The sequence below is a fragment of the Mucilaginibacter pedocola genome, from assembly GCF_002013915.1.
Taxonomy (GTDB): Bacteria; Bacteroidota; Bacteroidia; order Sphingobacteriales; family Sphingobacteriaceae; genus Mucilaginibacter; species Mucilaginibacter pedocola.
Map to the genome: position 1 here is coordinate 52,467 of NZ_MBTF01000037.1, position 26,229 is coordinate 78,695.

A 26,229-nucleotide genomic window follows, 5' to 3' on the forward strand; every position below is an offset into this window, starting at 1 on the left:
TTAATTAATACACACTTCATGAAAAAATTATCTTACATCGTTTTAGCTTTTTTGCTGATAACTACCGCTTGTAAAAAAAGCGACCCGGCTTTACCGGATAATCAGCTGGCATTTTCGGCATCTACACAAGGTATATCGTCTACCGACGCCTCTATCGACATCGTGCTGAGCCTTGGCCGCGCAACCGACGTAACTATCCCGGTTACTATCGCTGTTACATCAACAGGCGTAACTTACGGTACCGAGTTTACAACTGCACCTGCTGCAACTGCAGGTACTATCAGCGCAACTATCCCTGCCGGCGCAAGCTCAACTACAATTAAACTGACCAAAACTGCCGGTATATTCCTGCAGGGTAACGAGTCGGCTACCTTTGAGGTGAAAACCGCAGGTTCACCTGTAGTTATTGGCGCTACCAGCAAACTGGTATTAAGCTTCTCATCTATCACTTCAACCGGTTCGGAATTAACACTGAACGGTGGTGAAGGCGGTTCGGCTGCTATCAACTCAGTTTATGTTGATTTAAGCGCAAATGCCCAAACATCGGTAAAACGTACCAGCTGGGACCTTGGCTTTTACAGCGGTGCCGATTTCCGCGTGATACTGAACAACACCAGCGCTGCATCGGTAGTTGCGGTTAACAAAAATGATATCAACGCCGTATCTGCTGCTGATATCACCATCACCGACCTGCAATTGGGCTTCGGCGCGGGTAACTTCAATATTTTTGATGATGTAACCGGCGACCTGACCAAAACTGCTATCCCTGTTGTATCGGCAACTGATGCTGATAATAAAGTTTATGTAATAAACCGCGTTGGTGGCTCGGGTACTACTGCAGCTGCTGCCGACCTTGAGAAAATACGTGTATTGCGCACCGCGACAGGTTACACCCTTCAATATGCCAAACTGAACGAGACTACTTTTAAAACCCTTACTATAAATAAAGATGCTGCCTATAACTACAGCTTTGTGAGCTTTGATACCGGCGCTATTGCTGTTGAGCCTGCTAAAGACCGTTGGGACTTTACCTGGGGTTACAGCATCTACTTCACCGGCACTACGCCTTATGCGTTCTCGGACTTAGTGTTTAACAACTACTTAGGCGGCGTACAAATTGCCGAAGTATTAACCAGCACTGTAGCTTACGATGCTTACGCCGAAGCTAACATTGCTACTACTACCTTCGCTGCAGGCCGCAACACCATAGGCTCTAACTGGAGGGCAACCACCGGTACCGTAGGTGTAAAAACCGACCGCTTCTACGTAATAAAAGATGCTGCCGGTAACGTGTATAAACTGAAATTTGTGAGCTTTACCACCCAGGATGGTGGTACAAGGGGCTATCCGAAAATAGCATACGCCCTGGTGAAAAAAGGCGCCTAATTAATACGTTGATATATCTGTTTTGAGGAAACGGCCCCGTGCAAGGGGCCGTTTCTGTTTTTGAGTGTTTTTTAACCACGGAGGTTAGGGAGGTGACGCGGAGGTTCGCGGAGACAGCCTGGCTTGTGGTTAATTTTTCACGCAAAGGCGCTAAGCCGCAAAGTGAAAAAACTTGTTAACTTAGGGCTTTTGCAAAACTCTCTAAACGGTTTGCTAAGCTCTCTGTGAACCTCCGCGTAACCTCTGTGTTCTCCGTGGTTAAAAAACACTTAACTTAGTTTTTCCCCTTCAACGAAGCCATATCAATAACAAAACGGTACTTCACATCGCCTTTTAGCAAGCGGTCGTAGGCATCGTTTATGTTTTGGATATCGATCATTTCAATATCGGCAGCGATGTTGTGCGCGCCGCAGAAATCGAGCATCTCTTGTGTTTCGGGGATACCGCCTATCATAGAGCCTGCAAAGCTTTTGCGGCCGGGGATAAGGCTGAAGGCAGCTACCGGCAGCGGATACTCGGGTGCACCAACCAATGCCAGCGAACCATCTACACGCAACAAACCCAAGTAGGCATTAATATCGTGCTCGGCCGAAACTGCATCCAGTACAAAATGCAGTTTGCCTCGGTATGCAGCCATTTGCTCTGCATCTTTTGATAGCACTACTTCATCGGCACCCAGGCGTTTAGCTTCCGCAAATTTTGATTCGGATGTGGTGAAGGCCACTACATGTGCGCCCATGGCTTTGGCAATTTTAATACCCATGTGGCCAAGGCCGCCAATACCTACCACGCCAACTTTTTTGCCGGGACCAACATTCCAGTGGTGCAGTGGCGAATAGGTGGTAATACCTGCGCAAAGCAATGGTGCAGCAGCGGCAGGGTCGAGGTTATCGGGGATGCGGAGTACGTAATTCTCGTCGACCACTACGCTTTCCGAGTAGCCACCGTAGGTAACCTGCCCGTCGATGAATTTGTCGGGAGCGTTGTAGGTACCTGTCATACCGGGTTCGCAGTATTGCTCCAAACCTTCCTGGCAGTACTCGCACTCGCGGCACGAATCTACTATACAGCCTACGCCCACCATATCGCCCACTTTAAATTTGCTTACATGGCCACCTACCGATACCACGCGGCCAACAATTTCGTGCCCGGGTACGCAAGGGTAAATAGTGCCGTGCCATTCGTTACGGGCGGTGTGCAGGTCTGAGTGGCAAACACCGCAGAATAAGATGTCTATCTCCACATCGTGCGGGGTAGGTTTGCGGCGTTTAATGTTTAATTGGTCTAAGGGGGCTTCGGCAGCTTCGGTGCCGAATGCTTTGATATTTGTTGTTTCTGTCATAAGTCGTTTTAAATTATTTAGTGTATTGCTCGTCGGTCACCTTTGCCAGCCAGGTAACCACTTCGCCGTTCACATCTTCCTGTATGGCAATATGGCTCATGGCCTTATCGGGCGCGGCGCCATGCCAGTGCTTCTCGTTCGGTTCGAACCAAACTACATCGCCGGGCAATATCTCCTGTATCGCCTCGCCTTCGCGCTGTACGCGGCCCACGCCCGATACCACAATGAGCGTTTGCCCCGCGGGATGCGTGTGCCATGCTGTACGAGCACCCGGCTCGAAGGTTACGAGCGCCCCGGCACCTTTGGTTGCCTCTTTCTTCTGAAATAATGGGTCGATGCGTACCTGCCCTGTAAACCAGGCCTCGGGTCCTTTTACAGATGCCTGTGCACCATTTTTAATGATTTGCATATGGATAGATTTTGATTGCTGCTCAAAAAAAGCACTGCAAAAGTAACTACCGTGCTAACGAAGTGTTTATAAAAATCAAACCGATGATTAAGAAAATCAAACTTCGGCTGTACGCAGCGACATGGGGTTGGTACCCGTAAGGCGTTTAAAGTAGTTGTTGAAATAGCTCGGATACTCAAAGCCCAGGGCGTAGGCAATGTCGGCAATGTTCCAGTCGGTGTGTTGCAGCAGGGCGCGGGCTTCGTTGATGATACGCTCGGCGATATGGGCGGTGGTTGGTTTTCCGGTTACCTCTTTTACGGCACGGTTAAGGTAGTTGATGTGCAGGCTGAGGTTTTGGGCATAATCCTGCGGGCTGCGCAATTGCAGGGGCTTATCGGGGCTTTCTACCGGGAACTGCCGCTCAAGCAGATCGAGGAATACCGAAGTGATGCGCGAGGCGGCGTTCTTGTGCTGATCGTAACTTTCGGTGGGCTGCAGTTTCATGGCCTCGTGCATAATAAGGTTGATGTAGCTACGCACCAGGTCGTCTTTATAGGCATATTCGCCTTCCTGCTCTTCCATCATCTTCAGGAAGATAGTGGCCAGGAAATCCTTTTGCTGCTCTGTAATATTAAGAATGGGGGTACCGCCTATCTTAAAGAAAGGCGATTGCTGCAGCATATCCGCTCGTTCAGATACATTCAGAAATTCTTCGGAAAACAGGCAGGCGTAGCCCACGCAGGTGGAAGAAACGGTTTCCCAGGAATAAGGCACCCGCGGGTTGCCGAAAAACAGCACGGTACCTTCGGCAACGAAGCTGCGGTCGGCGTAATGGATAATGCTTGTACCTGTGCTGAGGCATATTTTATAAAAATCCTTGCGGCTATAAATGCGGGTGGCGTTACTGTCGCCACCTATCTGGAAGGCGTTAAAGCCTTTCAGCTTCAGTTTGCTGTTATAATCAGATACGGGCCGGGTGCGTGCAGTTTCCATCCGGCAAATTTAAGGAAATCAAACTTGTATTTTCAAAAAGCCCTTGGGAAGTAGGCTTACACTACCCCAGCACCAGCACAGCGGTATTGATGATATCATCAAAAACAGCCTTATCTTTAGTTGATTTGGCAGTTACCTGTATGCCTTTTACGGTATTGAACAGGAAGCGGGCGAGGGCGCGGGCATCTTGTTGGTTGGTTATCTCGCCCTTTTCCTGCCCCTTTTTTATTACGGTGTAAAATATCTCGTCAATCTGCTGGTCGTTCTTTTGGATGGTTTCGCCCACCAGTTTATCGTGCAGGCCCATTTCCACTTCGGCGTTTACTATGAAACACCCTTTCTGACTTATATCATTCAGCAGACTGCTGCTTATAAATTCCAGCAGGCGTTTGATGGTTTCTTTGGCGGGCTGGTCTACGCGCATCAGTTCGCAAAACTTGGCAGAGTTGGCGGTTTGGTAGCTATCCAGCGCTTTCAGGAACAGGCTGTGCTTATCGCCAAAGGTATCGTACAGGCTGGAGCGGCTGATGCCCAATCCATCCACCAGGTCCTGCATCGAAGTGGCGTTGTAGCCCTTCAGCCAGAACAATTCAATGGCCTTGTTCAGTACCTCTGTTTCATCAAAATCTTTCGTCCGTGCCATAACCTAAAATAGCTTTGCCTAATAATAAGCAAAGCTATTCATTTTTAAAATGTTTTTAAGTGGGGCGCCGCAAACAGAGCGCAAAGGCCGGTGCGGTTCCCCTCTTGAGAGGGGTGGAGGGGTGTGTTTCGCAATTTTGCATAGTGGCTCACACACCCCTGCGCCCGCTCTCATCCAACGCGCCCCCTCTCAAGAGGGGAAGTTGGAATCCCGATAAAAATTATCTCACCCCGCCGCCTGCAAGCAGAGTTTCGTTTGTCAACCAGCGCGAATCGTCTGATGCCAGGAATACGGCTATATCAGCAATATCATCCGGCTGGCCAATGCGCCCAAGCGGGGTGGTTTTAACAGCCTCGTGGTGGAAATCGCTGCCAATGAAACCTGCAGCGTGTGTGCCTTCGGTTTCTACCATGCCGGGGTTTATTGAGTTCACGCGGATATTTTTTGGTCCAAGTTCTTTTGCCAGTACGTGAGTAATGGCATCAACAGCGCCTTTTGTAGCTGTGTAAATAGAACTTGCCGGAGGCGTAATAGCGCTCACTACCGAACCAATGTTGATAATGCTGCCGCCATTGGTGTTAAAGTTGGCAACTGCTGCCTGGGTGGTTAACAACAGGCCCAATACGTTGGTATCAAACTGGTAGTGGAAATCTTCCTCGTTTATCTGATCTATCGGGCTGAATTTGTATACGCCGGCGTTGTTCACCAAAATATCGGTAGGGCCAAAGGCTTTGGTGGTTTCTGCGAAGAGGTTCTCTACTTCGGCGCGGTTGGCCACGCTGCCTTGTACGGCAATGGCTTTACCGCCGTTGGCCACAATTTCTTCTACCACTTTATCGGCACCGGCTTTTGATGATGAGTAGTTCACCACTACCGAAGCGCCTGCTGCGGCCAAACTTTTTGCTATACCTGCACCAATACCTTTTGAAGCGCCTGTTACTACGGCTACTTTATTTTCTAACTTTTTCATTGTTTTTCGTTTTAAATTTGTTTATTGGAATAATCGTTCCGCAAATATAAACACGATTTGGAACAATCGTTCCGATAAATAATTTTTATTAGTTTATTATGACAATGACACGAGTTTATCGGCGAGGTGTCTTGACAGGATTTAGGGATGGGCAGGATTATTTCAGGATTTTATTTTTTGGGATTTAACCGATTGAAAGATGATTTCACCGATGGGAATCGATTTTATTGACTGCACCGATTTTTTTAATCTGATAATCCTATAATCATGCGAATCAGGGTTCAGAGAAATGCGATAGGGATAGGAGCGGAAAACCCACAGCCGCGGGTGGCTTGCGTGCGTGGAGAGGCGAGGATTTGCAGCGGATAGCCCGGGCCGCAGGTATCGCCATTATTTTACGCTTCCTTCAAGACAGATTCTAAATTCACCTAAACTTTTGCAATTCCTCAACATTTAAACAATCTTCACAAACATTACCGAGAATTTATACTTTAGCCTTTAATTACTATGCACGCATAATGATAAGCCAATTTATCTTCATCATCATTTTAGGGGCGGCCGTTTATTTGTTCGGCAAAAACGTGGCTAAGGTTAGGCGCAATATTTTGTTAGGGAAAGATACCGACCGTAGCGACAATCCTGCAGAACGCTGGAAACTGATGGCTAAAGTTGCGCTGGGCCAAAGCAAAATGGTGAAACGCCCAACGGCGGCAGTGCTGCACTTGTTTGTTTATGTGGGTTTTGTGATCATCAACTTGGAGGTGCTCGAGATAATGATAGATGGCATCTTCGGTTCGCACCGGGTATTTGCCGGTCCGCTTGGCGGGCTTTATGGTTTGCTTATTGGCAGCTTTGAAGTGTTGGCATTTTTAGTGCTGGCATCATGCGTGATATTCCTGGTTAGGCGCAATGTGGTTAAGTTGAAGCGCTTTACGGGTACCGAGATGACGGCCTGGCCAAAGTCGGACGCGAACTATATTCTCATTACAGAAATTTTATTGATGGCGGCCTTCCTCACCATGAATGCTGCCGATTATAAATTGCAAGCCCTGCATGTTGGGCATTATGTTACTGCGGGGAGTTTCCCGGTGAGCGCCTTAATTGCCCCGCTTTTGCCTGCGGGTGCCGGTGCTTTGGAGGCTATAGAGCGTGGTTGCTGGTGGTTCCATATCATTGGTATACTGGCCTTCCTGAATTACCTGCCCTACTCTAAGCACTTCCATATTTTGCTGGCCTTCCCTAACGTGTATTACTCTAATTTGAATGCCAAGGGCAAGTTCAGTAATATGGCGTCGGTAACCAACGAGGTGAAAGCTATGCTTGATCCATCCTTTGTGCCCGAAACTACCGAGGTGAGCCGCTTTGGTGTGAAGGATGTCACGGACTTAACCTGGAAGAACCTGATGGAGGCCTACACCTGCACCGAGTGCGGGCGCTGTACATCGGTTTGCCCGGCAAATATTACAGGTAAGCTGCTATCGCCCCGCAAAATTATGATGGATACCCGGGACAGGCTGGTAGAGCTGGGCAACAATATTGATAAACACGGAAAGGACCATACTGACGATAAAAGCCTGCTGGATAATTACATTACCCGCGAAGAACTTTGGGCCTGCACTACTTGCAACGCCTGTGTGGAAGCCTGCCCGGTAAACATAAACCCGCTGGAAATTATTACCGAAATGCGCCGCTACGTGGTGATGGAGGAATCGCAGGCGCCGGCCAGCCTAAACAATATGTTCGGCAACATGGAGAATAACGGTGCGCCGTGGAAATATAGCCAGGCGGATAGGTTCAATTGGGCGGAGAAGGGTTAGCAGTTGGCAGCTTGCGGTGGGCAGTTAGCAGTTTGCGTGACGGTTTAAGAAAGAAATTTTAAGATGGAAAGAGATTACGAATTATTTATTGAGAAGGTGGCTGCATCTAAATTGGTGTGGGGATTGAAGGATAAAAAAGGATGGGCTAATTCGTCGTCGGCGGAGGATGAGGAAGTGGATGTTATTCCGTTTTGGTCGGAGCGGGCGTATGCCAAGGCTTGCGCGCGTGACGATTGGAAGGATTATACACCTACCGAAATTCCATTGGCTTACTTTTTAGAAGAGTGGTGTGTAGGCATGGCCGAAAACGACACGCTGATAGGTACCAACTGGAACTCGAAAATGATAGGAGGCGAAGGGGAGGCTTTGGGCATTGCGTTAGATATTCTGAACCAGTTGAAGGTTATTAATTCGGCCATAAAGTTTAGCAGTTACGCCAGCATTGATGAATTTATAAGCGAAATAAGCGAAGAAGAAGAGCAACAATAATGGAGCTGAATATCCCTACAATGGCGCAAATGGTTGCCGAAGGCAAAACGCCCGAAATACTTTTCTGGGTGGGTTGTGCCGGCAGTTTCGACGAGCGTGCACAGAAAATTACCCGCGATATATGCAAAATACTGCAGCATGTAGGCATTAGCTACGCCGTGCTGGGTACCGAAGAAAGCTGTACCGGCGACCCTGCCAAACGCGCGGGTAACGAGTTTTTGTTCCAGATGCAGGCCATGGCTAATATAGAGTTGCTGAACGCCTACGAGGTAAAAAAGATAGTAACGGGCTGCCCGCATTGTTTCAATACCATTGCTAACGAATACCCCGGGCTTGGCGGCACTTACGAGGTGATACACCATACCCAACTGATACAAGGCCTTATAAATGATGGCAAACTAAAGGCTGAAGGCGGCGAAAGCTTTAAAGGCCGCCGTATTACCTTTCACGACCCATGTTACCTGGGTCGCGGCAACGGCGTTTACGAAGCGCCACGTGCCGCTTTAGAAGTGCTGGACACCGAACTGGTAGAAATGAAACGCTGCAAAACCAACGGCCTGTGCTGTGGTGCCGGCGGTGCCCAGATGTTTAAAGAACCAGAAAAAGGCAATAAAGACATAAACGACGAGCGCATGGTAGATGTAATAGAAGCTAAAGCCGACGTAATAGCCTCGGGTTGCCCCTTCTGTATGACCATGCTGAGCGATGGTGTAAAACATCTCAACAAAGAGCAGGATATAAAAGTGCTGGATATTGCCGAGATAACGGTGAGAGCGAACGGGTTGTAAACCGAATTTGCCTCTATAAAAAAGCGGGGGAATGTGCGATTCCTTCCTTGGGGAAGGAGGAGGAAGGGGTTTAGTAGACTGTGTAGATGCCAGCTTTGTGGCTAAACCCCTCCCTGCCTTTGCGCTCAGCCAACCGCACCCCTCCCCAAGGAGGGAATTTTAAGGTTTACATCCCCCTCTGCCTCAAAAACGTCAGCCCCACTTTCAAGCTATCCAGCCTTTGGGGCGATAATTTCCGCACAGGGATGCTGACGGATGTACCCGTGGAATCGAGGTCGCCGGTTGGGTCCTGGTAGGTTTGGATAATGATATCGTCGGTTTGGGTCTGCATTTGCAGGGTATCTGTTTGCGCACTGCCGGGCAGATAATTTAAGCCTTTTAGCCGCTTGATATTGAAAGAATAATAAAGCCGCTTACCCTGTTGATAAGTTTTTTGCAGGCGTATAAAATGATCGGGTGTGAGGGTTATTTCCCATTTGGCGATGTTTGGTTCGGCGGATGGTCGTAACTTTCTGTGAGGGCTTTATTGCCCCAGTTTACCCAGCCTTGTTCATCCATAAAAGCCGCAAAACCGCATAGCAAAGCCATTATTGCCAATAGCGGCACCGTTAAAAATACTTTTTTCACCGTTGGTAGACGTGATGTTGGTATGACAACAATTAATACTATCAAGTTAACAAATACAGTAAATTTGTGTTATGGAATTTTCTTCACATTCGCGCGTTTGGGTGTACCAAAGCAATCGTAAATTAACTGATGCCGAGGTGCTTGAAGCACAGGTTTACCTGGATAATTTTACCAAAAGCTGGACGGCCCACAGCAACCAGCTAAAGGCGAAAGCCGAGGTGCGTTATAACCGCTTTTTTGTGCTGATAGTAGACGAAAGCCAGGCAGGTGCCAGCGGCTGCTCAATAGATAAATCCGTAAACTTTATGAAGCAACTGGAGCAGCATTTCGGCGTCAACCTGTTCGATAGGTTCAACCTGGCCTATCGCGATGGGGAAGAAGTAGTATCAGTTCCACGCGCGCAGTTCGAAGCTTTGTTGAAAGAAGGCAAAATAACATCAGAAACAGTTGTATTCAACAACCTCGCCCAAACCCTTACCGACCTGCAAACCAAATGGGAAGTGCCTTTTAAAGATAGCTGGCATAAACAGTTGTTCGGCGATTTGGTGGTGGTGTAGATATTTATTAAATTTGAGTATGACAACTTTTACAGTACAAATTAAAGATAGCGATACCGAACTCTTTTTGGGTATGCTGAAAAAGTTCAAAGCCAAAGTAATAGAAGCGCCTAAAGAAAGTGAACTTACTTTGGAAATAATGGAAGCTTTAAAAGAGGTTAAAGATATGCGCGAGGGGAAACTCAAACCACTAACGCTTGAAGATATCTGATGCCTCATAGAATAATTTATTCTTCAAGGTTCATTAGAAAAGCGAAAGATTTGAAAAAGAAACATCTTTCGCTTGTAGAAGACTTAAAAGTCCTCGAATCCTCTTTATTAGTTGATCCAACATTAGGCGTTGATTTGGGAGCCGGACTCAGGAAAATTAGATTGGCTGTAACCAGCAAGAGTAAAGGAAAAAGCGGCGGCTATCGTGTAATAACTTTTTTGGTTACGGAAAACGAAGGGGCTATAGCGATTAATATGCTTACACTATACGATAAAAGTGAGGAAAGCAGCATAAACAAGAAACGTTTATTAGAATATGTAAAGGAACTTGAATGATGACTTTACAATCTGCCCGGAGCAACTTCTTTATGAAATAGTCGTCGTTGATTATACTTACTCCTCGATATTGAACGAGCCCTCTACCAAATGCTTACTATTATCGTTTTGGTCGGTGGCTTCCACTCTAAAAAAGCCGCGGATGTGGTAAGCGCCATCTATCTTCTTGAAGGTACTGGCCTTTACCTTGCCGCCGCTGTCGTCGCTTAAAATAAAATTTTGATACCGCAGGCCAAGCAGGTCATTGGCGTATTCACCTTCGCTTATAGCACTAAAGTTTAATTGAAATACGATCTCCGGATCAGCTTGTTCGGCAACCAGATTGGTGTAGCCGGTAACAGCAACGCTACCCGGTTGCGAAACTTTGGCGGTGGGTGCATTCAGTATAACCGTTTCGCCGCCATCAACTTTAAATACTATGGTATTGGCGGCGCCAACGGGCACAGTATAGGTAGCATCAGTGGGTGGGTTGCTGCCATCATCAACGTCGGGCACGGTTACCGTATCGGTGGTAGTGGTATCGCCGGTTTGAATATCTTTCGGGTATACAGGCGCATCCAATTTGCAGCCGCTAAACATTAAGGCAACACCAAGCGCAAAAGGCAGTAACCATAAAGTAATTCGGAACATAGGCGTATAATGGTAATCAAAGTTATCATATTTTCCTATTAGTAAAGTGTTTAACTGCGTTTAAATAATTGTTCGATCACTACGGCATCGGGCGGCTTATTAGCTAACAGCCTTGTTTACCGAAATATTTATAAATTTACTTTTATAAACCTACGCGAAGATTATGGAACAGTACGATGCCCGTATAGATGCCTACATAGAAAAAGCAGCAGATTTTGCTAAACCCATTTTAACGCACCTGCGCCAGTTGGTGCATAAGGCCTCGCCGGAAATTACCGAGACTATGAAATGGAGCGCACCATTTTTTGAGTATAAGGGCGTGCTGTGTTTTATGATGGCTTTTAAGCAGCATGCAGGCTTCGGTTTCTGGAAGGCTGACCAACTGCCCGACCCGCACCAAATACTCCATACCGAGGGCGGCGAATCGGCAGGTAGCATAGGCAAACTAACATCATTAGCCGATATTCCTGATGAGGATATATTAATTTGGTACATCCGCGAGGCCATGGCGCAAAAGGATGCCGCGGGCCCCGTTAAAGCCAAACCTGCCGCAAAGAAAACAGAGCCTAAACCAGCCGCAGCCGTTTTAGAAACGCCCGATTACTTGGCCGATCTGTTAGATACCAATGCCGAAGCGAAGACCTATTTTGAGAAATTCAGCCCATCGCAAAAGAAGGAATATATCACTTGGTTTGAGGATGCAAAAACCGAAGCTACCCGCGAGAAACGACTGAAAGAAGGCCTTGAATGGATAAGCGAGGGCAAAACCCGCCACTGGAAGTATAAAAACTGCTAAGCAGTAAATAACGAATCTCCAGCGCCGAGTGATGAAGTTTAAAAATTCGGAGTTGGAGATTCGAAATTCATTATTCGATATTCAATGATTAAAACTCCAGCGGCCCCAGCCTGCGCATATTTGCGCGGATAAGGTACTGCCTGTGCTTTAAATACCGGGTAGGGTTAGTGGCCGACCATTTACGCGGGCTTGGGAATATCACCGCAATAGCAGCCGCCTGCCTTACAGTAAGCTTTGATGCCGGCTTGTGAAAGTAGGCTTGCGAGGCAGCCTCTACGCCGTAAATTCCATCGCCCATTTCAATTACGTTGAGGTAAACCTCCATAATGCGTTTCTTGCTCCAAAAAACCTCTATCAGTACGGTAAACCACGCTTCCAATCCCTTGCGCAAAAATGAGCGCCCCTGGTACAGGAAAACGTTTTTGGCAGTTTGCTGGGTAATGGTGCTGCCGCCGATGAGTTTTTTGCTTTTTGAGTTTTTTTCGATAGCGCGCTGAATTGCCTTAAAATCGAAGCCGTGGTTCTCTAAAAAGGTTTGATCCTCGGCTGCAACTGCGGCGCGTTTCATAGGGTCGGCTATTTCATCAAAATCCACCCACTCTTTGTCTATCTTCCACTCTTTGCCGTCGGCCTTGCGTTCAAAACCACGTTGTATCATTAGCCAGGTAAATGGCGGGTTAACAAACCTGAAAAGGATAACGCCGAATAAACTTAGCCCCACAAAAGCAATGAAAAGCAATTTAACGATGCGAAATACCAGACGCCCTATGCCACCCCAACGCGTTTGTGGTTTACGGTATTTCGATTTAGTGTTTGTTTTGCTCTTCGCTTTGTTTGCCTGTGCCATTTGTATTGCTAATCTATAAAACAAAAAAGGAGTTCTGCGAATGCAAAACTCCTTTTTATTTTCTAAATCCGACATCGAAAATTCGACATCCGAAATCAGAATTACTCAGCTACTACTTCGAAAGGTACCTGAACTTTTACTTCTTTGTGCAGGTTTACGTTAGCAACGTATTCGCCAACAAATTTTGGCTCCTGGTCAAAAGTGATGCGGCGGCGGTCAACATCAAAACCTTCTTTTTTAAGGGCATCAGCAACCTGGATGGTATTGATGGCACCGAAGATTTTGCCGGTTTCGCCTGCTTTAGCGCCGATAGTAAGCTTAACGCCTTCTAATTTAGCAGCAATAGCATCAGCATCTTTGCGTATTTTTTCTTGTTTAAATTGAGCCTGTTTCAGGTTTTCTGCCAATACTTTACGTGCAGATTCTGTGGCTAATATGGCATAACCCTGAGGAATCAGGAAATTACGGCCATAACCTGGTTTAACGTTTACTACATCGTCTTTATCACCCAGGTTTTTTACATCTTGTTTTAAAATAACTTCCATTGTGTAAACCTCCTGTTTATTTTAATGAGTCAGTAACGTACGGTAATAAACCAATGTGGCGGGCGCGTTTAACAGCTTGAGCCACTTTGCGCTGGAATTTTAATGAAGTACCGGTTAAACGACGTGGTAATACTTTACCCTGGTCGTTAACGAATTTCAACAAAAAGTTAGCGTCTTTGTAATCGATATACTTGATACCGTTCTTTTTGAAACGGCAGTATTTTTTACGGTTGTCCTCTACTTTAGGGGCGGTAACGTATTTAATTTGCTCGTTTGCCATTATTTGCTTTCCTCCGCTTTAGCTGCAGGCTTTTTGTTGAAAGCACCGCTACGTTTTTTCTCATTGTAAGCCACTGCGTGTTTGTCAAGGGCAATGGTAAGGAAGCGCAGTACGCGCTCATCGCGCCTTAATTCTACTTCCAATTTGTTAATTACTTCACCGGGAGCCTTGAATTCAGTTAAGTGATAGTACCCTGTAGTTTTTTTCTGGATAGGGTACGCAAGTTTTTTCAAACCCCAATTATCCTCCTGGATAATTTCGGCTCCGTTGTCGGTTAAAACTTTGCTGTATTTGGCGATAGCCTCGGCAGCAACTTCGGTCGACAACAACGGGGTAAGAACGATCACGATTTCGTACTGTTGCATTGTTATACTTTGATTTTTAATTAAATACCCGCCTATAACGGGGCTGCAAATGTAGCAAGTTTTATTGATATTTCAAATCAATTTATATGTATTTTGCACCATTAAAACACTGCCTAACACCGTAATGAAAAATATCCTGCCATTACTTTTCGCCCTGCTATCGTTAAACGCTTATTCGCAACAGAAAAAGCCGGTTAAAGCTACCAGGCCTGCACCACCGCCGGCCGTGCGCAAACTAAGCGCCGCCGAGCTTAAACTGAACGGGTTGGTGTGCGATTGTATAAGCAAGGTTGATATTGATAAACTGAAAGGCACAGAAGCGAACAAGGTGTTCGAAGACTGCGTAACGGCCCACAGCGATTTGATCATTAAAATAGCGGCCGAGCACAAAATAAACGTTGCCGATGAAGCCGCCATGACAGGGCTTGGCGTAGACATAAGCAAAAACCTGCTAAGCCAAAATTGCGATGCCGCCCTTAAGCTGGGAATGAAGATGAACGATGACGAGCAAACAGATGCAGCAGGTACGCAGGATTTTACCGGTACTTATAAACGGATAGATGATAACGGCTTTAACCTGTTGATACTAACGGACGAGAGCGGAAACGAAAAACAATTTTTATGGCTGAGGCAATTCCCGGGTTCCGAAAAGTTGGCCGCGCCTGCAGAGCAATTGGCAGGTAAGAAGTTAAAAATAAACTCGCGCGAGATAGAGGTATATGTGCCTAAGGCTAAGGGTTATTATACAATGAAGGAGATAACAGGCCTTGATTTTTTGTAAACATTTGTTGGGTACTTACTGAAACATATTGGTGCGTGTAATTGTCTTGCTTACAAACACTATCACCATGGAATTTTCTGAAAGCAGGTATAACGAAACAGGGGCTACAGGTTTTTTGTACGACACTATATTTTTCCAGGCACCGGGCGAGGATGATGAGATATTTGAAGGCGACTGGGACGATGAAGAAGACGAAGATTTTGACGATAAACTAAACGATATTGACGACCTGCACGAAATACGCGTAGGCGACGACGTACGCGAACCCGACCCGGAGGATGATGACCATTTGCCGGATGATGATTTACAGTAGGGGCAACGCTTCATAGTTTGCAGAAGGCGTTTAAATTCGTTATATTTGAATTAGCGAATTTATTATGATAAAGGTACCAAGCGAGATAGAAGAACTGGAAAGCGTTGCTATTAAAGCTGTCTTGCGTTTGCGCGAAGAAACTCTTTTGTCCGGCGAACCCTTTATGCTCAATGTTGAGGGGCTACCCTCGGAGCAGTGTTATTTTGAATATCCTGACGGGACTATAAAATTAGTGGCTTATCTCCCCGGAATGAACGATTTTTCGGTAATTCAAGAGCTTACTGCTAAAGAGAGCTATAAATTGAGGCAAGATATAGGGTTGAACTGATGCCTACCCTCTATATTATTACCGGTCCGAACGGTTCCGGTAAATCTACGGTTGGTCCCGCTTACCTTCCAACCTATCTTCAAAGTAATTATAGTGTTTTTGATGGCGATAAACTTTACGCTCAGAAAATGCACGAGTTGCATTCAGCTAAGATAGCGTCTTCGAAAGAAGCGAGAAACATCGCAGCAGACTTTGTAGTGGCTACACTTGAAGCATTACTTGATAAGGCTTTGGCTGAACGAGATAACTTTATTTACGAAGGTCATTTCCCAAGTTATGCTACGTGGAAGTTTCCTAAAAGATTTAAAGATGCCGGGTATTTTGTTGAAATGCTGTTTTTGGGATTGCGCGACCCCGACATATCTGAAATGCGTGTTGGTATACGAACTAAGAAAGGTGGGCACAACGTTCCGAGATATGATATTGAAAATAACTTCTACGGCAATTTAGAAATGCTGAACGAGCACTATCAAATCTTAGATCACCTGCAAATTGTTGATACTTCCTTCTTTAGGCCTAAACCATTAGCGGCATTTAAAGGTTTCGAAATTGTATCTTGCGTAAAGTACCCGGATCTGCCGGAGTGGTTCGTTAAATATTTGCCGACGTTGGCTAACCAAATCAAAAGCGTAGACAGCCGTTAAACTACCGGCAAATCACAAAATTCCAACACTGCTATTTTACTTAGCAAATTTCTTGCTACCTTTATACCTGTGGATAATTTTATTGTTTCGGCACGCAAATACCGCCCGGCTACTTTCGAAACCGTTGTTGGCCAGCAGCATATCACCAATACGCTGAAGAACGCCATCAAAAATAATCAGCTGGCGCAGGCATTTTTGTTCTGCGGGCCGCGTGGCGTGGGCAAAACTACCTGTGCGCGTATCCTGGCCAAAACCATAAACTGCACCAATTTGCAGCCCAATGGCGAGGCCTGCGGCGAATGCGATAGCTGCCGCGCTTTCCAAAACGGTAACTCCTTTAATGTTCATGAACTGGATGCGGCATCAAACAACTCGGTTGATGATATCCGCAGCCTGATAGAGCAGGTTCGCATACCGCCCCAAGCTGCCCGTTACAAGGTTTATATTATAGATGAGGTGCACATGCTGTCGCAGGCGGCCTTTAACGCCTTCCTGAAAACGCTGGAAGAACCACCTAACTACGCTATATTTATATTAGCTACTACTGAGAAGCATAAGATACTGCCCACCATCCTGTCGCGATGCCAGATATTCGATTTCAACCGCATCAGGGTAGAGGATATGGCCGGGCATTTGGCCAATATTGCTACTAAAGAAAGCATCAAATACGAGAACGACGGCTTGCACATCATCGCCCAAAAGGCAGATGGTGGTTTAAGGGACGCCCTCTCCATGTTCGACCAGATCGTTAGCTTTAGCGGTGCCAATGTTACCTACCGCGCGGTAATCGATAACCTTAACATACTCGATTACGATTACTACTTCAGTATAACAGATAAACTATTGGGCGAAGACAATGCCCAAACATTGTTGCTGTTCGATGAGATATTATCGAAAGGTTTTGATGGCGCACATTTCATCTCGGGCCTGTCGGAGCATTTCCGCAATTTGTTGGTGGGCAAGGATACCGCCACCATTAAATTGCTTGAGGTGAGCGAAACCATTAAGGCGCGTTACCTGCAGCAATCGCAGGCGGCATCAACATCGTTCCTGCTATCGGCCATGAATATTGCCAACCAGTGCGATATTGCCTATAAGCAAAGCAAAAACCAGCGTTTGCAGGTAGAACTGGCGCTGTTGAAGATGTGCCATTTGCTCTCGGTTTTTAACTTGGCCACCGCGCCAATGCCACAAACAACAGCAGCTGCCCCGCAAGGGGAGTTAAAAAAAAAACCTGATACAGTAGCACCGGCACCAATTCAGGCACCCGTAGCGCCCGTTGAAACGCCCGTTGTGCCCAATAATGCGCCGCAAACTTATAACCGCTCTACCCCCTCGTTAACGCCCCCACCGGTGACGGCCACGCCCTCTATAGCGCCGCCGGCAGAAGCCGAAAAACCTAAGGTGTCGTTTACAGCCAATGTACATGCCGGGGTAACATCGGTAAAAATTCCCAGCCTGAAAGATTTAGGTAAACAGGTGGAAGAGGCATTAGCGGTAGAAGATGATCCTTACTTAAAAGGTACCGACAAGGAGCCCTTCAGCTACGATGAGTTTTTGCAATTGTGGACCGACCACGGCATGAAACTTAAAGCCGAAGGCAAGCCCGCCGGTGTTTACACCCTTTTTACGTCGGTAACGCCACGCGTAGTAAGCCCCGAGGTGTTCGAGATAACGGTATCAAACAGGGTACAGGAAAAAGACTTCCGCGACGAGCGCCCCAATGTGCTCAACTTTCTGCGTACCAGTTTAAAGAATTTTAGCGTAGAGGTAAATGCTAAGGTAGAGGAGAGTACGGTAGTGCGTAAGCCTTATACCTCGCTGGAGAAATTCCAGCATATGGCGGCTAAGAACCCGCAGCTAATAGATCTGAAGAATAAGTTTAATTTGGATTTTGATTAGTGAACTGGCTATTTAACCACAGAGGGCACGGAGCTTTACACAGAGGTTCACAGAGCTTGGTTTTGGGCTACTATTTTCACATATGTGCGTAGCATCGCAAAGCGAAAATAGCCAATTTGAAAACTCTTAATTAGCTTGCAAAGCTCTCTGCGTACCTCTGCGTTTTTCTCTCTGTGTTCTCTGCGGTTAAATAACCACTAACAAAAAAGGGACGACATTGGCTGCCCTCCCTTCAAACAAGTTTTTATCTGTTAAACCCCTTCGGTATATCATTTTTAGGATACCCTTCCTCATCCAAATCATCTCGATCATCCTCGGGTGTGTGGGCAAGCTTTTCATCCAGCGGGTTGAGTTCTACAATTTTACCGCTATCGATGTGCATCCCTAACGATTCCGCATCCGTTTCCAGCGAACGCTCTTCGTCGTACTCGCCTTTTACATCGTAGGGGTTGGCCTCGTCGTAAGTAGAATTGATGTCTTCGCCGTTTTTTACTGTGGTATCGTAAGGGTCGGGGTGGTCGTAGTCCGGGTCGTCGCCTTTTACATCGTATTCAAAGCTGTCTTCAGCTTCGTTAAAATTCAGGTCGTCGCTGTCGGCAGTATCTTCTGCACTGTTCTCCAGGTCGTCTTCCCTGTATTCGGGGTCTGTTTTTTCGTTCTCGGGTGCCATAGGTTTTCAATTTGTATACTATAAATATACATTAAAAACCCTGCCAATGTTTTTGGCTCAATAGTAATTAATAGTGTATCTGTTTACGGTACGAAGTAACACCCCCCAAAGCAAACTTAAGTGTAATGTTGTACTGCATCAGGTTGTCTTTGCTTTTGCCGGCAGTAAAACCATCCATGTTATCGTCGAAATCGCGGTTCATTTGCGCGCCAATATCAACTTTGAACGATGGTTCGTTGTAGCGGTTGAAAAGTTTAAACTCATAACCTATCCTCATCGGCAAAAACAACTCGTTGCTTTTATTGAGGCCGTCAGTATAATAGCCCGGTGTAACCTGAGATTCGCGCTGGATGTTGCCATCCCTTATATCGTTCATGATATAGCCAAGCCCTGCCGAAATGTAGAAGTTCTTGATCACGTTCATGAATTGGCTACGCGAATAATCTATCAGTTCGCCCGCCTGTAGCTGGCCCCTGAATACAAGCGCAGTGTAATTATTTTTAAAGTACCTACCCGATCTTGATAATACGTGCCCGCCTTCTAAAACACCCACCTGCACTTCGGCTACGTAATTAACAAAAGGTGTGTGGTTATAAGTGAAGTTTACGTTGGTAGAGAAAGTGTTTTTTATCAGTTCGGCATCGCCATATACACGGTTAATGTTGCCGCCAATACCAAAATCGTACTGGGCGTAATCGTAACCTATTTGGGCATTGGCAAAAAAAGCAACCGAGGTTAGCAGTAGGGTAAGTAATGTTGTTTTAAAAAGCAACTTTGTCATAAATTTCATTTAGCAATGCCTTGCTAAAGGGGCTTAAGTTTTAATTTTTTAAGAGCTGTATTTGTAAGTTTAAAAGCTATACAACTCTTAAATTCAAATGCGGGGTTAAATTACACTATTTATTTTATTGTTTAATTATCAAATAAGCGAATTTTTGTGTGTAAGGTTTGTAAACATTATAAGTGTTACAGCATTTTAACGCGGTTTTTTGAAAATTATGTCGATACTGTGAAAATTTACAAATAAAATTTTATGTAAGTTTGAAACCGTTAAAACAACAAAATAACCCATAATAAGGTATGTCAAAAATTAAAGTAGAAAACCCGGTAGTTGAACTGGATGGCGACGAAATGACGCGCATCATTTGGAAATTTATTAAAGATAAATTGATTATCCCTTATCTTGACCTGGATATAAAATACTACGACCTTGGTATTGAATACCGCGACCAAACCGACGACCAGGTAACTGTTGACGCTGCCAACGCTATTAAACAATACGGCGTAGGTATAAAATGCGCTACCATTACCCCCGACGAAGAGCGTGTGAAAGAGTTTGGCCTGAAACAAATGTGGAAATCGCCAAACGGTACTATCCGTAATATATTAGATGGTACAGTTTTCCGCGAGCCAATTGTAATGAGCAATGTACCGCGTTTAGTACCAAACTGGACTGCCCCTATATGCATTGGCCGCCACGCATTTGGCGACCAGTACCGCGCTACCGACTTTGTAACCAAAGGTAAAGGTAAACTTACCGTTAAATTCACTCCCGAAGATGGCGGCCCTGAGCAATCATTTGAAGTATTTAACTTTAAAGGCGATGGCGTGGCTTTAACCATGTACAACACCGACGAATCTATCAAAGGCTTTGCTCACGCTTGCTTTAACCAGGCGCTGATGAAAGGCTGGCCTTTATACTTATCTACAAAAAACACCATCCTGAAAAAATACGATGGCCGTTTTAAAGATATTTTCGAAGAGATTTACCAAAACGATTACAAAACCAAATTTGCTGAAGCAGGCATTACTTACGAGCACCGTTTGATTGACGACATGGTTGCATCGGCCCTTAAATGGAACGGTAACTTTGTTTGGGCTTGTAAAAACTACGATGGCGACGTACAATCTGATACCGTTGCACAAGGTTTTGGCTCATTAGGTTTAATGACCTCTACACTGGTTACTCCTGATGGCACCGTAATGGAAGCCGAAGCTGCACACGGTACCGTAACCCGCCACTACCGCGAGCACCAGGCCGGCCGCCCAACTTCAACTAACCCAATTGCATCTATTTTTGCATGGACCCGTGGTTTAGAGTTCCGCGGTATATTGGATGGTAACCAGGAGTTGATCGATTTCTGCAAAGCTTTAGAAGCTGTTTGTATAGAAACGGTAGAAAGCGGCAAAATGACCAAAGATTTGGCCATCACCATAAAACCAAAGGTAGAACACGGTACCGATTACCTGTACACCGAAGAGTTTTTGGAAGCAATTGACGAAAACCTGAAAGCAAAATTGGCTAAGTAATTAGCAGCTTTTAATATTTAGAGAGCCCGTACTTGTGAAGAGGACGGGCTTTTTTGTTGAGATGATTTTTATTTATTGACTGATAATTTTTCCATGCAGACCGCGGAAACTTTTGTAAGCACGCCTGCCGGGAATGGTAGCATAACAGAATCCGGGTATATCTTTTTAAGTTCAGTGATGAAACAATCGCATGCCTTATTTTTTTCTGCTAAATCACCGCCTTCATTATTTGATAAAATAGCCTCACGGAACATTGTTTCCATTTCTTTGGTCCAGGGCCTAAGCGTTGGCGTAAGTCCAGTTTCGCCCGCTATGGCCTCCTTTGCGTGCGCAAAGCCATAATCCACGCCAATTTTTCGTGCCAAACGAGTAAGGCTATCTTGCGGTATCGATTCTAAACCATTCGGTAGTTCGGTTTTCAATCTCGTTATCATATAGTCAATAAGGTCTGCCCTTTTGGTATCATCCGGTAAAAGGGCTTTCATATCCCCGTCAAGCTGATAGCGCCATTTTTGCTCATAGGTATCTGTCCATACGGTTGTTTGTTTTGATTTTGGTGAAGTGCATGAAAAAAGGCAGGCAGAAAGAAGAGTTATAATAAATACGTTTTTCATGTGTTAAGGTTGGCAACGTTGTATCGCACTAAGATAAATTAAACCTTGGTTTGTTTTCGAGCCAATACAATTTTAACAAAACCTTATTCCCCGCGTCGGCAAATTCCCTAACTTAGCCGCATTAACTCAAAGTATATACTACTATGTCAGCATTATATCCGCTAAAATTTAAAACCATCTATAAAGACAAAATTTGGGGTGGCCACAAAATAGAGACCTATTTACATAAAGATATTGGCGATCTGCCAAACTGCGGCGAAACCTGGGAAATATCGGGCGTAAAGTCGGATGTTTCTGTGGTGGATAGCGGCGAACTAAAAGGCCAGTCCCTTGCCGATTTGCTGGAGAAATTCCAGGGGGAATTAGTGGGGGAAAAGGTTTATGCACACTTCGGCAATATTTTCCCGCTGTTGGTGAAATTTATTGACGCTAACGACGACCTGAGCGTACAGGTACACCCCGATGATAAACTGGCTAAAGAACGCCACAACTCTTTCGGCAAAACCGAAATGTGGTATGTGATAGAAGCCGACCCGGGCAGCACGCTGATCACCGGTTTTAACCGCGAAATGACCGAGCAGGAATATGTAGATGCGCTGAACAGCGGCCACATTATGGATATCCTGAACAAAGAGGATGTTACTGCGGGTGATGTTTACTTTTTACCGGCCGGCCGCGTGCATACCATCGGCAAAGGCTTGCTGATAGCCGAAATACAGCAAACATCGGATATCACCTACCGTATATACGATTTTGACCGTGTTGACGATAAAGGCAACAAACGCGAACTGCACACCGAAGAAGCGTTGGCAGCTATCGACTACAAACACTACGACGAATACAAAACTCTTTATACTCCGGTGAAAGATGAAACCGTGCACGTAGTAACCTGCCCATACTTCACCAACAATATTTTAGACTTTACCCACGGTACCGAAAAGGATTATTCTGCTTTAGATTCCTTTGTGATACACGTGTGCGTGGCCGGCGAGTACACCATTACACACAACGGCGCTGCATACCCTGTTAAAATGGGCGAGTGCATACTGCTGCCAAAAACCATCGATAAAGTGGAACTAACCACCACATCGGGTTTCAAAATACTGGAAAGCTATATTGAATAGGTATTGTTAAAATAAAAAAACAGAAGGGGCGTGGGGGACTGCGCCTCTCTTTTTTTGCGCTTAATTGGCGTTGCGCAAACCCGGTTGGTACGAATTAATGATATCTGCGATATAAGTTTCGCTGATAGGCTTTAAAATATAATCCTCAATTACAGGATTTTTTTTTGCCCGGTTAATATCGTTTACGTCAACAGATGAACTGATGGCATAAAGTGAGACTTTTTTACCCATTTGGGATTTTAATTCCTCAAAGTTGTGGGTAAATTCCCACCCATCCATTACGGGCATGTTAATGTCTACAAATATTACATCAGGCAGTTTATCGGCATACGAAGGGTCCTTCAGGTAGTCAATTGCCTCCTGTCCGTTGCTGAAGTTGAGTATCTCAGCAAAAACGCCCTTTATTTCCATAAACTTTTTGAAACCGTAGATGAAGATATCATCATCGTCAATAATACACGCCGTCACCATTTTTCTCTCCGCACTCATTTTCTTGGTTGTTTTAGGTAAGCCTTACTGTAAATTTTGTGCCAACATTTACGGTGCTATCTACAGCAATGCTTCCACCCAGGGCTTCTACCTGGTTGCGGGTAATAAACAGGCCTATGCCTTTAGCATCTTTGTTGTGGTGAAAAGTGCGGTACATGCCAAATAGCTGATCGCCATAGCGTTTCATATCTATGCCCACGCCATTATCTTCAAACACCAGGTATATGTGGTTATCGTCGCGGCGGGTGTAGCAGTTTATTATGGGGTTGCGGTCGGGGTGTTTGTATTTTATAGCGTTGGTAAGCAGGTTTTGGAAAATGCTCTCCAAATAAGCAGGGATATAGTTTATATCGGCCACCTCATCAAAATCGGTAGTTATCTGCACATTAGCAGCATCTATATTGGTACGCAGCAAGGCCATTACATTATTAAACATAGCCTCAAAGTTCACCAGCTTACGCTCTTTGCCTATTTCTGACTGGATCTTCACGATCTCGTCCAAATGCCCCATAGTGGCGCTAAGGCTCTCGCTGATGGTTTTAATGTGCGAAAATATCTCTTCTTTATCTGCCTCGGCTTTGGTTTCCTCGAAAAGGTTCACCATAAATTTGAGGTTACCCGCGTGCGAGCGCAGGTTGTGCGATACAATATAGGCGAAGTTTTGCAGGCGCTTGTTCTTATCATCCAGCAGGTTGATAGACGACTGCATGCTAAGGCCGTCGCGTTTAATGATGTCGATATCCTGGAAAATACCGCGCACGGTAACGCATCTGCCAAAATCATCAATAACGGGTATGCCCTTGGCTCTCACCCAAATAATATTGTTTTTGGCAGTTTTAAACTGTACCTCCAAATCGTATGGTTTGCAATACTTTATGGCATCATCAACAGCTTTGGCAATGGTTTGGCGATAGGCCGGCTCAAAAAAGCTAATGGCTTCTTCAATACTCAGTTTAATATCACCATAAAGTTCGAAGATATTGTACACCTCGCGCGACATGTTCAGCGTCATGCTGGCAATATCTATATCCCAACCACCAAGGCGGGCAATGCGCCCTGTTTCGCCGCATCGGAAATCGGCCTGCGCGGCTTTAACCTCGGCAATTTTGTACTGGTTAATATTGTTTAATACGCCATAAATAAAGCTGCCGTCGTCATCATCGTGCTTCAGTACCGAACTCTCAAACCATTGGTAGCCTTGTTGTTTGGTTAACAGCCTTATTTGCGCTACCGGAGCAGGCGCCGGGCCGGTATAGTGGGTGGCCTTTAAAAATGGTTGCTTATCCTGGTAGTAAAGTATGTTTTCGAAAAAGTTTTGGTACGAGCACTCTATCTCGCCGGGCTGGTAACCTAAAATGGCGTAGAAGCCTTTGCTCCATTTAGCGGTTTTAGTAATGGTATTATACTCCCAAACACCGGTATTAACGTTGTTTATTAAACGCGCAAGATGAGCAGTGCTTTCGCCGGTAAAATCGTAACTATCAAAAAAACTCATTGTCCTGCTCGTTCCTGTATATTTTATACCACTACTAAGTAATAAACATGCCAAAAAAACGCATTTTGCCTTATTACAACCTTCGGTTGTTGCATTTATGCTATTCGTGATGATTTGCCCGGCTTATTGTTGGGGATATTATTTTGTTACGAAAGTATCAAAGTAATTCCGCTTTATCAGCTTTATTTTTAGCAATTTATCATTTAATTTAAAAAGTACGTAAGAAGCTTATACGCAAAAGTTATATTATGGTTATAACTATTGTTAATTGTATTAATAGGTAATATTAGGTTGCAGAATAATTAACAATTGCCATTTAATAAACAGGTTTAAAAAGTAGAGTTACACTATGCCCGTAAACTTTTTACCACCGCGTACGCTTAGCATTTTTGTATCGTTTTTAAAAATGAGACTATAACGCGAAGTAGCCCATCAGGTAAGTTATATATTTAGCAGCACCAATTATTTTTCATGAAAACAATACACTATAAATTCCTTTCGGCGATGCTTATCGCCACCGTAACCGCTACCGCCGCGTTCGCTCAAAAGGCAGCGCCGGGCAAAGTTTGGACACCCGCTAAAGCCAATGCCTGGTATGCCCAAAACAAATGGCTAACCGGCAGCGATTTTATCCCGAGCACTGCCATTAACCAATTAGAAATGTGGCAGGCCGATAGCTTCGACCCAAAAACCATCGACCGTGAGCTTGGCTACGCAGAAGGCATAGGCTTTAACACCATGCGCGTGTTTTTATACAGCCTTGCCTGGAAACAGGATAAAGCCGGCTTTAAGAAACGTATGGGCGAGTATTTGGCCATTGCAGATAAGCACAAAATAAAAACCATGTTCGTGTTTTTTGACGACTGTTGGAACGCCGATGCTAAAATTGGTACCCAGCCTGCGCCGAAAGTAGGTATACACAACTCGGGCTGGCTGCAGGATCCCGGCAACCGTATAAAAGATGCCGGCATTTATGACGAACTGCAAGCTTACGTTACCGATGTAATGACAACCTTTAAGCACGATAAACGCATTTTGCTTTGGGACCTTTTCAACGAGCCGGGCAACTCTAAAAAGAAAGATGCTTCGATGCCTTTATTGGTGAAAGTATTTAGCTGGGCACGCGCCGTAAACCCTGACCAGCCGGTATCTGCAGGTTTGTGGGATTGGAACTTCGAGAAATTGAATGCCTACCAGGCTTTGAATTCTGATGTAATTACCTACCACGATTATACCGACGAAAAATCGCACCTGAAAACCATCCAGCTTTTGAAAAGCCACGGTAAACCGCTAATTTGCACCGAGTACATGGCCCGTACCCGCGGGAGCAAATTTGGTAACGTATTGCCGATGCTGAAAGAGCAGAACGTAGGCGCGCTGAACTGGGGTTTTGTAATGGGTAAAACCAATACCATTTACGCCTGGGATAGCCCGATGCCTGATGGTGCCGAGCCTAAAGTATGGTTCCACGATATCTTCCGCAAAGATGGTACGCCATACATACAGGAAGAAGTTGACCTGATCAAAAAATTAAACGGAAAATAAAA

General features: G+C 45.4%; 33 protein-coding genes. 16 read left to right on the forward strand and 17 right to left on the reverse strand.

The window, feature by feature from the left end:
* The first annotated feature begins 18 nt into the window (after window positions 1-18).
* Window positions 19-1,386 (forward strand): HmuY family protein, encoded by a 1,368-nt coding sequence (locus tag BC343_RS26515; protein ID WP_078350850.1) that lies wholly within the window; start codon window positions 19-21, stop codon window positions 1,384-1,386.
* Between the two features lie 274 nt (window positions 1,387-1,660).
* Here the strand turns inward: BC343_RS26515 and BC343_RS26520 are convergent, their stop codons facing one another.
* The 5 genes from BC343_RS26520 to BC343_RS26540 form a co-directional block, all read right to left on the reverse strand.
* Complete coding sequence (locus tag BC343_RS26520) at window positions 1,661-2,728, reverse strand: NAD(P)-dependent alcohol dehydrogenase (RefSeq protein WP_078350851.1); 1,068 nt, start codon at window positions 2,726-2,728, stop codon at window positions 1,661-1,663.
* A 13-nt stretch (window positions 2,729-2,741) separates the two neighbouring features.
* Window positions 2,742-3,137, reverse strand: coding sequence for a (R)-mandelonitrile lyase (locus BC343_RS26525; protein WP_078350852.1), 396 nt, complete (start codon window positions 3,135-3,137; stop codon window positions 2,742-2,744).
* A 96-nt stretch (window positions 3,138-3,233) separates the two neighbouring features.
* A complete protein-coding gene (locus tag BC343_RS26530; protein WP_078350853.1) occupies window positions 3,234-4,112 on the reverse strand; it encodes a helix-turn-helix domain-containing protein in 879 nt (292 codons plus the stop codon).
* 61 nt (window positions 4,113-4,173) lie between these two features.
* Entirely contained in the window at window positions 4,174-4,755 is a 582-nt protein-coding gene (locus BC343_RS26535; protein ID WP_078350854.1) for a TetR/AcrR family transcriptional regulator, read from the reverse strand.
* Window positions 4,756-4,975: 220 nt separating this feature from the next.
* Window positions 4,976-5,725 carry an SDR family NAD(P)-dependent oxidoreductase gene (locus BC343_RS26540; protein ID WP_078350855.1) on the reverse strand — a complete coding sequence of 250 codons (750 nt, stop codon included), beginning with the start codon at window positions 5,723-5,725 and terminating at the stop codon, window positions 4,976-4,978.
* 518 nt (window positions 5,726-6,243) lie between these two features.
* On the opposite strand from BC343_RS26540, the gene BC343_RS26545 reads away from it, so the two are divergent.
* The 3 genes from BC343_RS26545 (at window position 6,244) to BC343_RS26555 (ending at window position 8,819) form a co-directional block, all read left to right on the forward strand.
* Window positions 6,244-7,542, forward strand: a complete 1,299-nt coding sequence (locus BC343_RS26545) for a (Fe-S)-binding protein (RefSeq protein ID WP_078350856.1) — start codon at window positions 6,244-6,246, stop codon at window positions 7,540-7,542.
* Window positions 7,543-7,605: 63 nt separating this feature from the next.
* Window positions 7,606-8,031, forward strand: coding sequence for a DUF2750 domain-containing protein (locus BC343_RS26550; protein WP_078350857.1), 426 nt, complete (start codon window positions 7,606-7,608; stop codon window positions 8,029-8,031).
* Window positions 8,031-8,819: a (Fe-S)-binding protein gene (locus BC343_RS26555; protein WP_078350858.1), complete on the forward strand. Its 789-nt coding sequence runs from the start codon at window positions 8,031-8,033 to the stop codon at window positions 8,817-8,819. The genes BC343_RS26550 and BC343_RS26555 overlap by 1 nt, the downstream gene beginning before the upstream one ends.
* Window positions 8,820-8,985: 166 nt before the next feature.
* Here the strand turns inward: BC343_RS26555 and BC343_RS31150 are convergent, their stop codons facing one another.
* The gene (locus BC343_RS31150; protein WP_156088777.1) at window positions 8,986-9,150 is read right to left on the reverse strand and encodes a hypothetical protein; all 165 of its coding nucleotides are present in this window, start codon (window positions 9,148-9,150) and stop codon (window positions 8,986-8,988) included.
* A gap of 134 nt (window positions 9,151-9,284) precedes the next feature.
* Window positions 9,285-9,446 (reverse strand): hypothetical protein, encoded by a 162-nt coding sequence (locus tag BC343_RS31155; protein ID WP_156088778.1) that lies wholly within the window; start codon window positions 9,444-9,446, stop codon window positions 9,285-9,287.
* Window positions 9,447-9,517: 71 nt separating this feature from the next.
* On the opposite strand from BC343_RS31155, the gene BC343_RS26560 reads away from it, so the two are divergent.
* From BC343_RS26560 to BC343_RS26570, 3 genes are read left to right on the forward strand one after another with little or no spacing between them, the layout of a single operon-like run.
* A complete protein-coding gene (locus BC343_RS26560; protein ID WP_078350859.1) occupies window positions 9,518-10,003 on the forward strand; it encodes an ABC transporter ATPase in 486 nt (161 codons plus the stop codon).
* 19 nt (window positions 10,004-10,022) lie between these two features.
* Window positions 10,023-10,214: a hypothetical protein gene (locus BC343_RS26565; RefSeq protein WP_078350860.1), complete on the forward strand. Its 192-nt coding sequence runs from the start codon at window positions 10,023-10,025 to the stop codon at window positions 10,212-10,214.
* Window positions 10,214-10,549: a type II toxin-antitoxin system RelE/ParE family toxin gene (locus BC343_RS26570; protein WP_078350861.1), complete on the forward strand. Its 336-nt coding sequence runs from the start codon at window positions 10,214-10,216 to the stop codon at window positions 10,547-10,549. The genes BC343_RS26565 and BC343_RS26570 overlap by 1 nt, the downstream gene beginning before the upstream one ends.
* A 57-nt stretch (window positions 10,550-10,606) precedes the next feature.
* Here BC343_RS26570 and BC343_RS26575 read toward each other — a convergent pair whose 3' ends face one another.
* A complete protein-coding gene (locus tag BC343_RS26575) occupies window positions 10,607-11,179 on the reverse strand; it encodes a hypothetical protein (protein ID WP_078350862.1) in 573 nt (190 codons plus the stop codon).
* Between the two features lie 163 nt (window positions 11,180-11,342).
* On the opposite strand from BC343_RS26575, the gene BC343_RS26580 reads away from it, so the two are divergent.
* Window positions 11,343-11,975, forward strand: a complete 633-nt coding sequence (locus tag BC343_RS26580; protein WP_078350863.1) for a YdeI/OmpD-associated family protein — start codon at window positions 11,343-11,345, stop codon at window positions 11,973-11,975.
* 88 nt (window positions 11,976-12,063) lie between these two features.
* Here BC343_RS26580 and mtgA read toward each other — a convergent pair whose 3' ends face one another.
* The 4 genes from mtgA to rpsF all read right to left on the reverse strand — a co-directional run bounded on the left by mtgA (window position 12,064) and on the right by rpsF (window position 14,012).
* Window positions 12,064-12,822 (reverse strand): monofunctional biosynthetic peptidoglycan transglycosylase, encoded by a 759-nt coding sequence (gene mtgA / locus BC343_RS26585; protein WP_202909873.1) that lies wholly within the window; start codon window positions 12,820-12,822, stop codon window positions 12,064-12,066.
* A 101-nt stretch (window positions 12,823-12,923) separates the two neighbouring features.
* Entirely contained in the window at window positions 12,924-13,367 is a 444-nt protein-coding gene (gene rplI / locus BC343_RS26590) for a 50S ribosomal protein L9 (protein ID WP_078350864.1), read from the reverse strand.
* A gap of 16 nt (window positions 13,368-13,383) precedes the next feature.
* Complete coding sequence (rpsR, locus tag BC343_RS26595; RefSeq protein WP_078350865.1) at window positions 13,384-13,647, reverse strand: 30S ribosomal protein S18; 264 nt, start codon at window positions 13,645-13,647, stop codon at window positions 13,384-13,386.
* A complete protein-coding gene (rpsF, locus tag BC343_RS26600) occupies window positions 13,647-14,012 on the reverse strand; it encodes a 30S ribosomal protein S6 (RefSeq protein WP_078350866.1) in 366 nt (121 codons plus the stop codon). Before rpsF ends, rpsR begins: the two co-directional genes overlap by 1 nt.
* 124 nt (window positions 14,013-14,136) lie before the next feature.
* Here rpsF and BC343_RS26605 point away from each other — a divergent pair, with 124 nt between their 5' ends.
* From BC343_RS26605 to BC343_RS26625, 5 genes are all read left to right on the forward strand, one after another.
* Window positions 14,137-14,793 carry a hypothetical protein gene (locus BC343_RS26605; protein ID WP_078350867.1) on the forward strand — a complete coding sequence of 219 codons (657 nt, stop codon included), beginning with the start codon at window positions 14,137-14,139 and terminating at the stop codon, window positions 14,791-14,793.
* Between the two features lie 67 nt (window positions 14,794-14,860).
* Window positions 14,861-15,106, forward strand: coding sequence for a hypothetical protein (locus tag BC343_RS26610; protein WP_078350868.1), 246 nt, complete (start codon window positions 14,861-14,863; stop codon window positions 15,104-15,106).
* Between the two features lie 64 nt (window positions 15,107-15,170).
* Window positions 15,171-15,434, forward strand: coding sequence for a hypothetical protein (locus tag BC343_RS26615; RefSeq protein ID WP_078350869.1), 264 nt, complete (start codon window positions 15,171-15,173; stop codon window positions 15,432-15,434).
* On the forward strand, window positions 15,434-16,078 hold the full coding sequence (locus tag BC343_RS26620; protein ID WP_078350870.1) for a zeta toxin family protein: 645 nt from the start codon (window positions 15,434-15,436) through the stop codon (window positions 16,076-16,078). The genes BC343_RS26615 and BC343_RS26620 overlap by 1 nt, the downstream gene beginning before the upstream one ends.
* Before the next feature lie 69 nt (window positions 16,079-16,147).
* Entirely contained in the window at window positions 16,148-17,980 is a 1,833-nt protein-coding gene (locus tag BC343_RS26625; protein WP_078350871.1) for a DNA polymerase III subunit gamma/tau, read from the forward strand.
* 244 nt (window positions 17,981-18,224) lie between these two features.
* Here the strand turns inward: BC343_RS26625 and BC343_RS26630 are convergent, their stop codons facing one another.
* Together BC343_RS26630 and BC343_RS26635 are read right to left on the reverse strand one after the other, a co-directional pair.
* Complete coding sequence (locus BC343_RS26630; RefSeq protein WP_078350872.1) at window positions 18,225-18,650, reverse strand: hypothetical protein; 426 nt, start codon at window positions 18,648-18,650, stop codon at window positions 18,225-18,227.
* Between the two features lie 67 nt (window positions 18,651-18,717).
* Window positions 18,718-19,431 carry a hypothetical protein gene (locus BC343_RS26635; protein ID WP_143822367.1) on the reverse strand — a complete coding sequence of 238 codons (714 nt, stop codon included), beginning with the start codon at window positions 19,429-19,431 and terminating at the stop codon, window positions 18,718-18,720.
* Between the two features lie 299 nt (window positions 19,432-19,730).
* Between BC343_RS26635 and BC343_RS26640 the strand changes: the two genes are divergently transcribed.
* Entirely contained in the window at window positions 19,731-20,960 is a 1,230-nt protein-coding gene (locus tag BC343_RS26640) for an NADP-dependent isocitrate dehydrogenase (RefSeq protein ID WP_078350874.1), read from the forward strand.
* 68 nt (window positions 20,961-21,028) lie between these two features.
* Here the strand turns inward: BC343_RS26640 and BC343_RS26645 are convergent, their stop codons facing one another.
* Window positions 21,029-21,574, reverse strand: a complete 546-nt coding sequence (locus BC343_RS26645) for a hypothetical protein (RefSeq protein WP_078350875.1) — start codon at window positions 21,572-21,574, stop codon at window positions 21,029-21,031.
* Window positions 21,575-21,717: 143 nt separating this feature from the next.
* On the opposite strand from BC343_RS26645, the gene BC343_RS26650 reads away from it, so the two are divergent.
* Window positions 21,718-22,698, forward strand: a complete 981-nt coding sequence (locus BC343_RS26650) for a type I phosphomannose isomerase catalytic subunit (protein ID WP_078350876.1) — start codon at window positions 21,718-21,720, stop codon at window positions 22,696-22,698.
* A 60-nt stretch (window positions 22,699-22,758) separates the two neighbouring features.
* On the opposite strand, the gene BC343_RS26655 is transcribed toward BC343_RS26650, so the two are convergent.
* Window positions 22,759-23,187 carry a response regulator gene (locus BC343_RS26655; RefSeq protein WP_078350877.1) on the reverse strand — a complete coding sequence of 143 codons (429 nt, stop codon included), beginning with the start codon at window positions 23,185-23,187 and terminating at the stop codon, window positions 22,759-22,761.
* 13 nt (window positions 23,188-23,200) lie between these two features.
* Window positions 23,201-24,682: a PAS domain-containing sensor histidine kinase gene (locus BC343_RS26660; RefSeq protein ID WP_078350878.1), complete on the reverse strand. Its 1,482-nt coding sequence runs from the start codon at window positions 24,680-24,682 to the stop codon at window positions 23,201-23,203.
* Between the two features lie 471 nt (window positions 24,683-25,153).
* On the opposite strand from BC343_RS26660, the gene BC343_RS26665 reads away from it, so the two are divergent.
* Window positions 25,154-26,227 carry a glycoside hydrolase 5 family protein gene (locus BC343_RS26665; RefSeq protein ID WP_078350879.1) on the forward strand — a complete coding sequence of 358 codons (1,074 nt, stop codon included), beginning with the start codon at window positions 25,154-25,156 and terminating at the stop codon, window positions 26,225-26,227.
* Window positions 26,228-26,229: the final 2 nt, after the last annotated feature.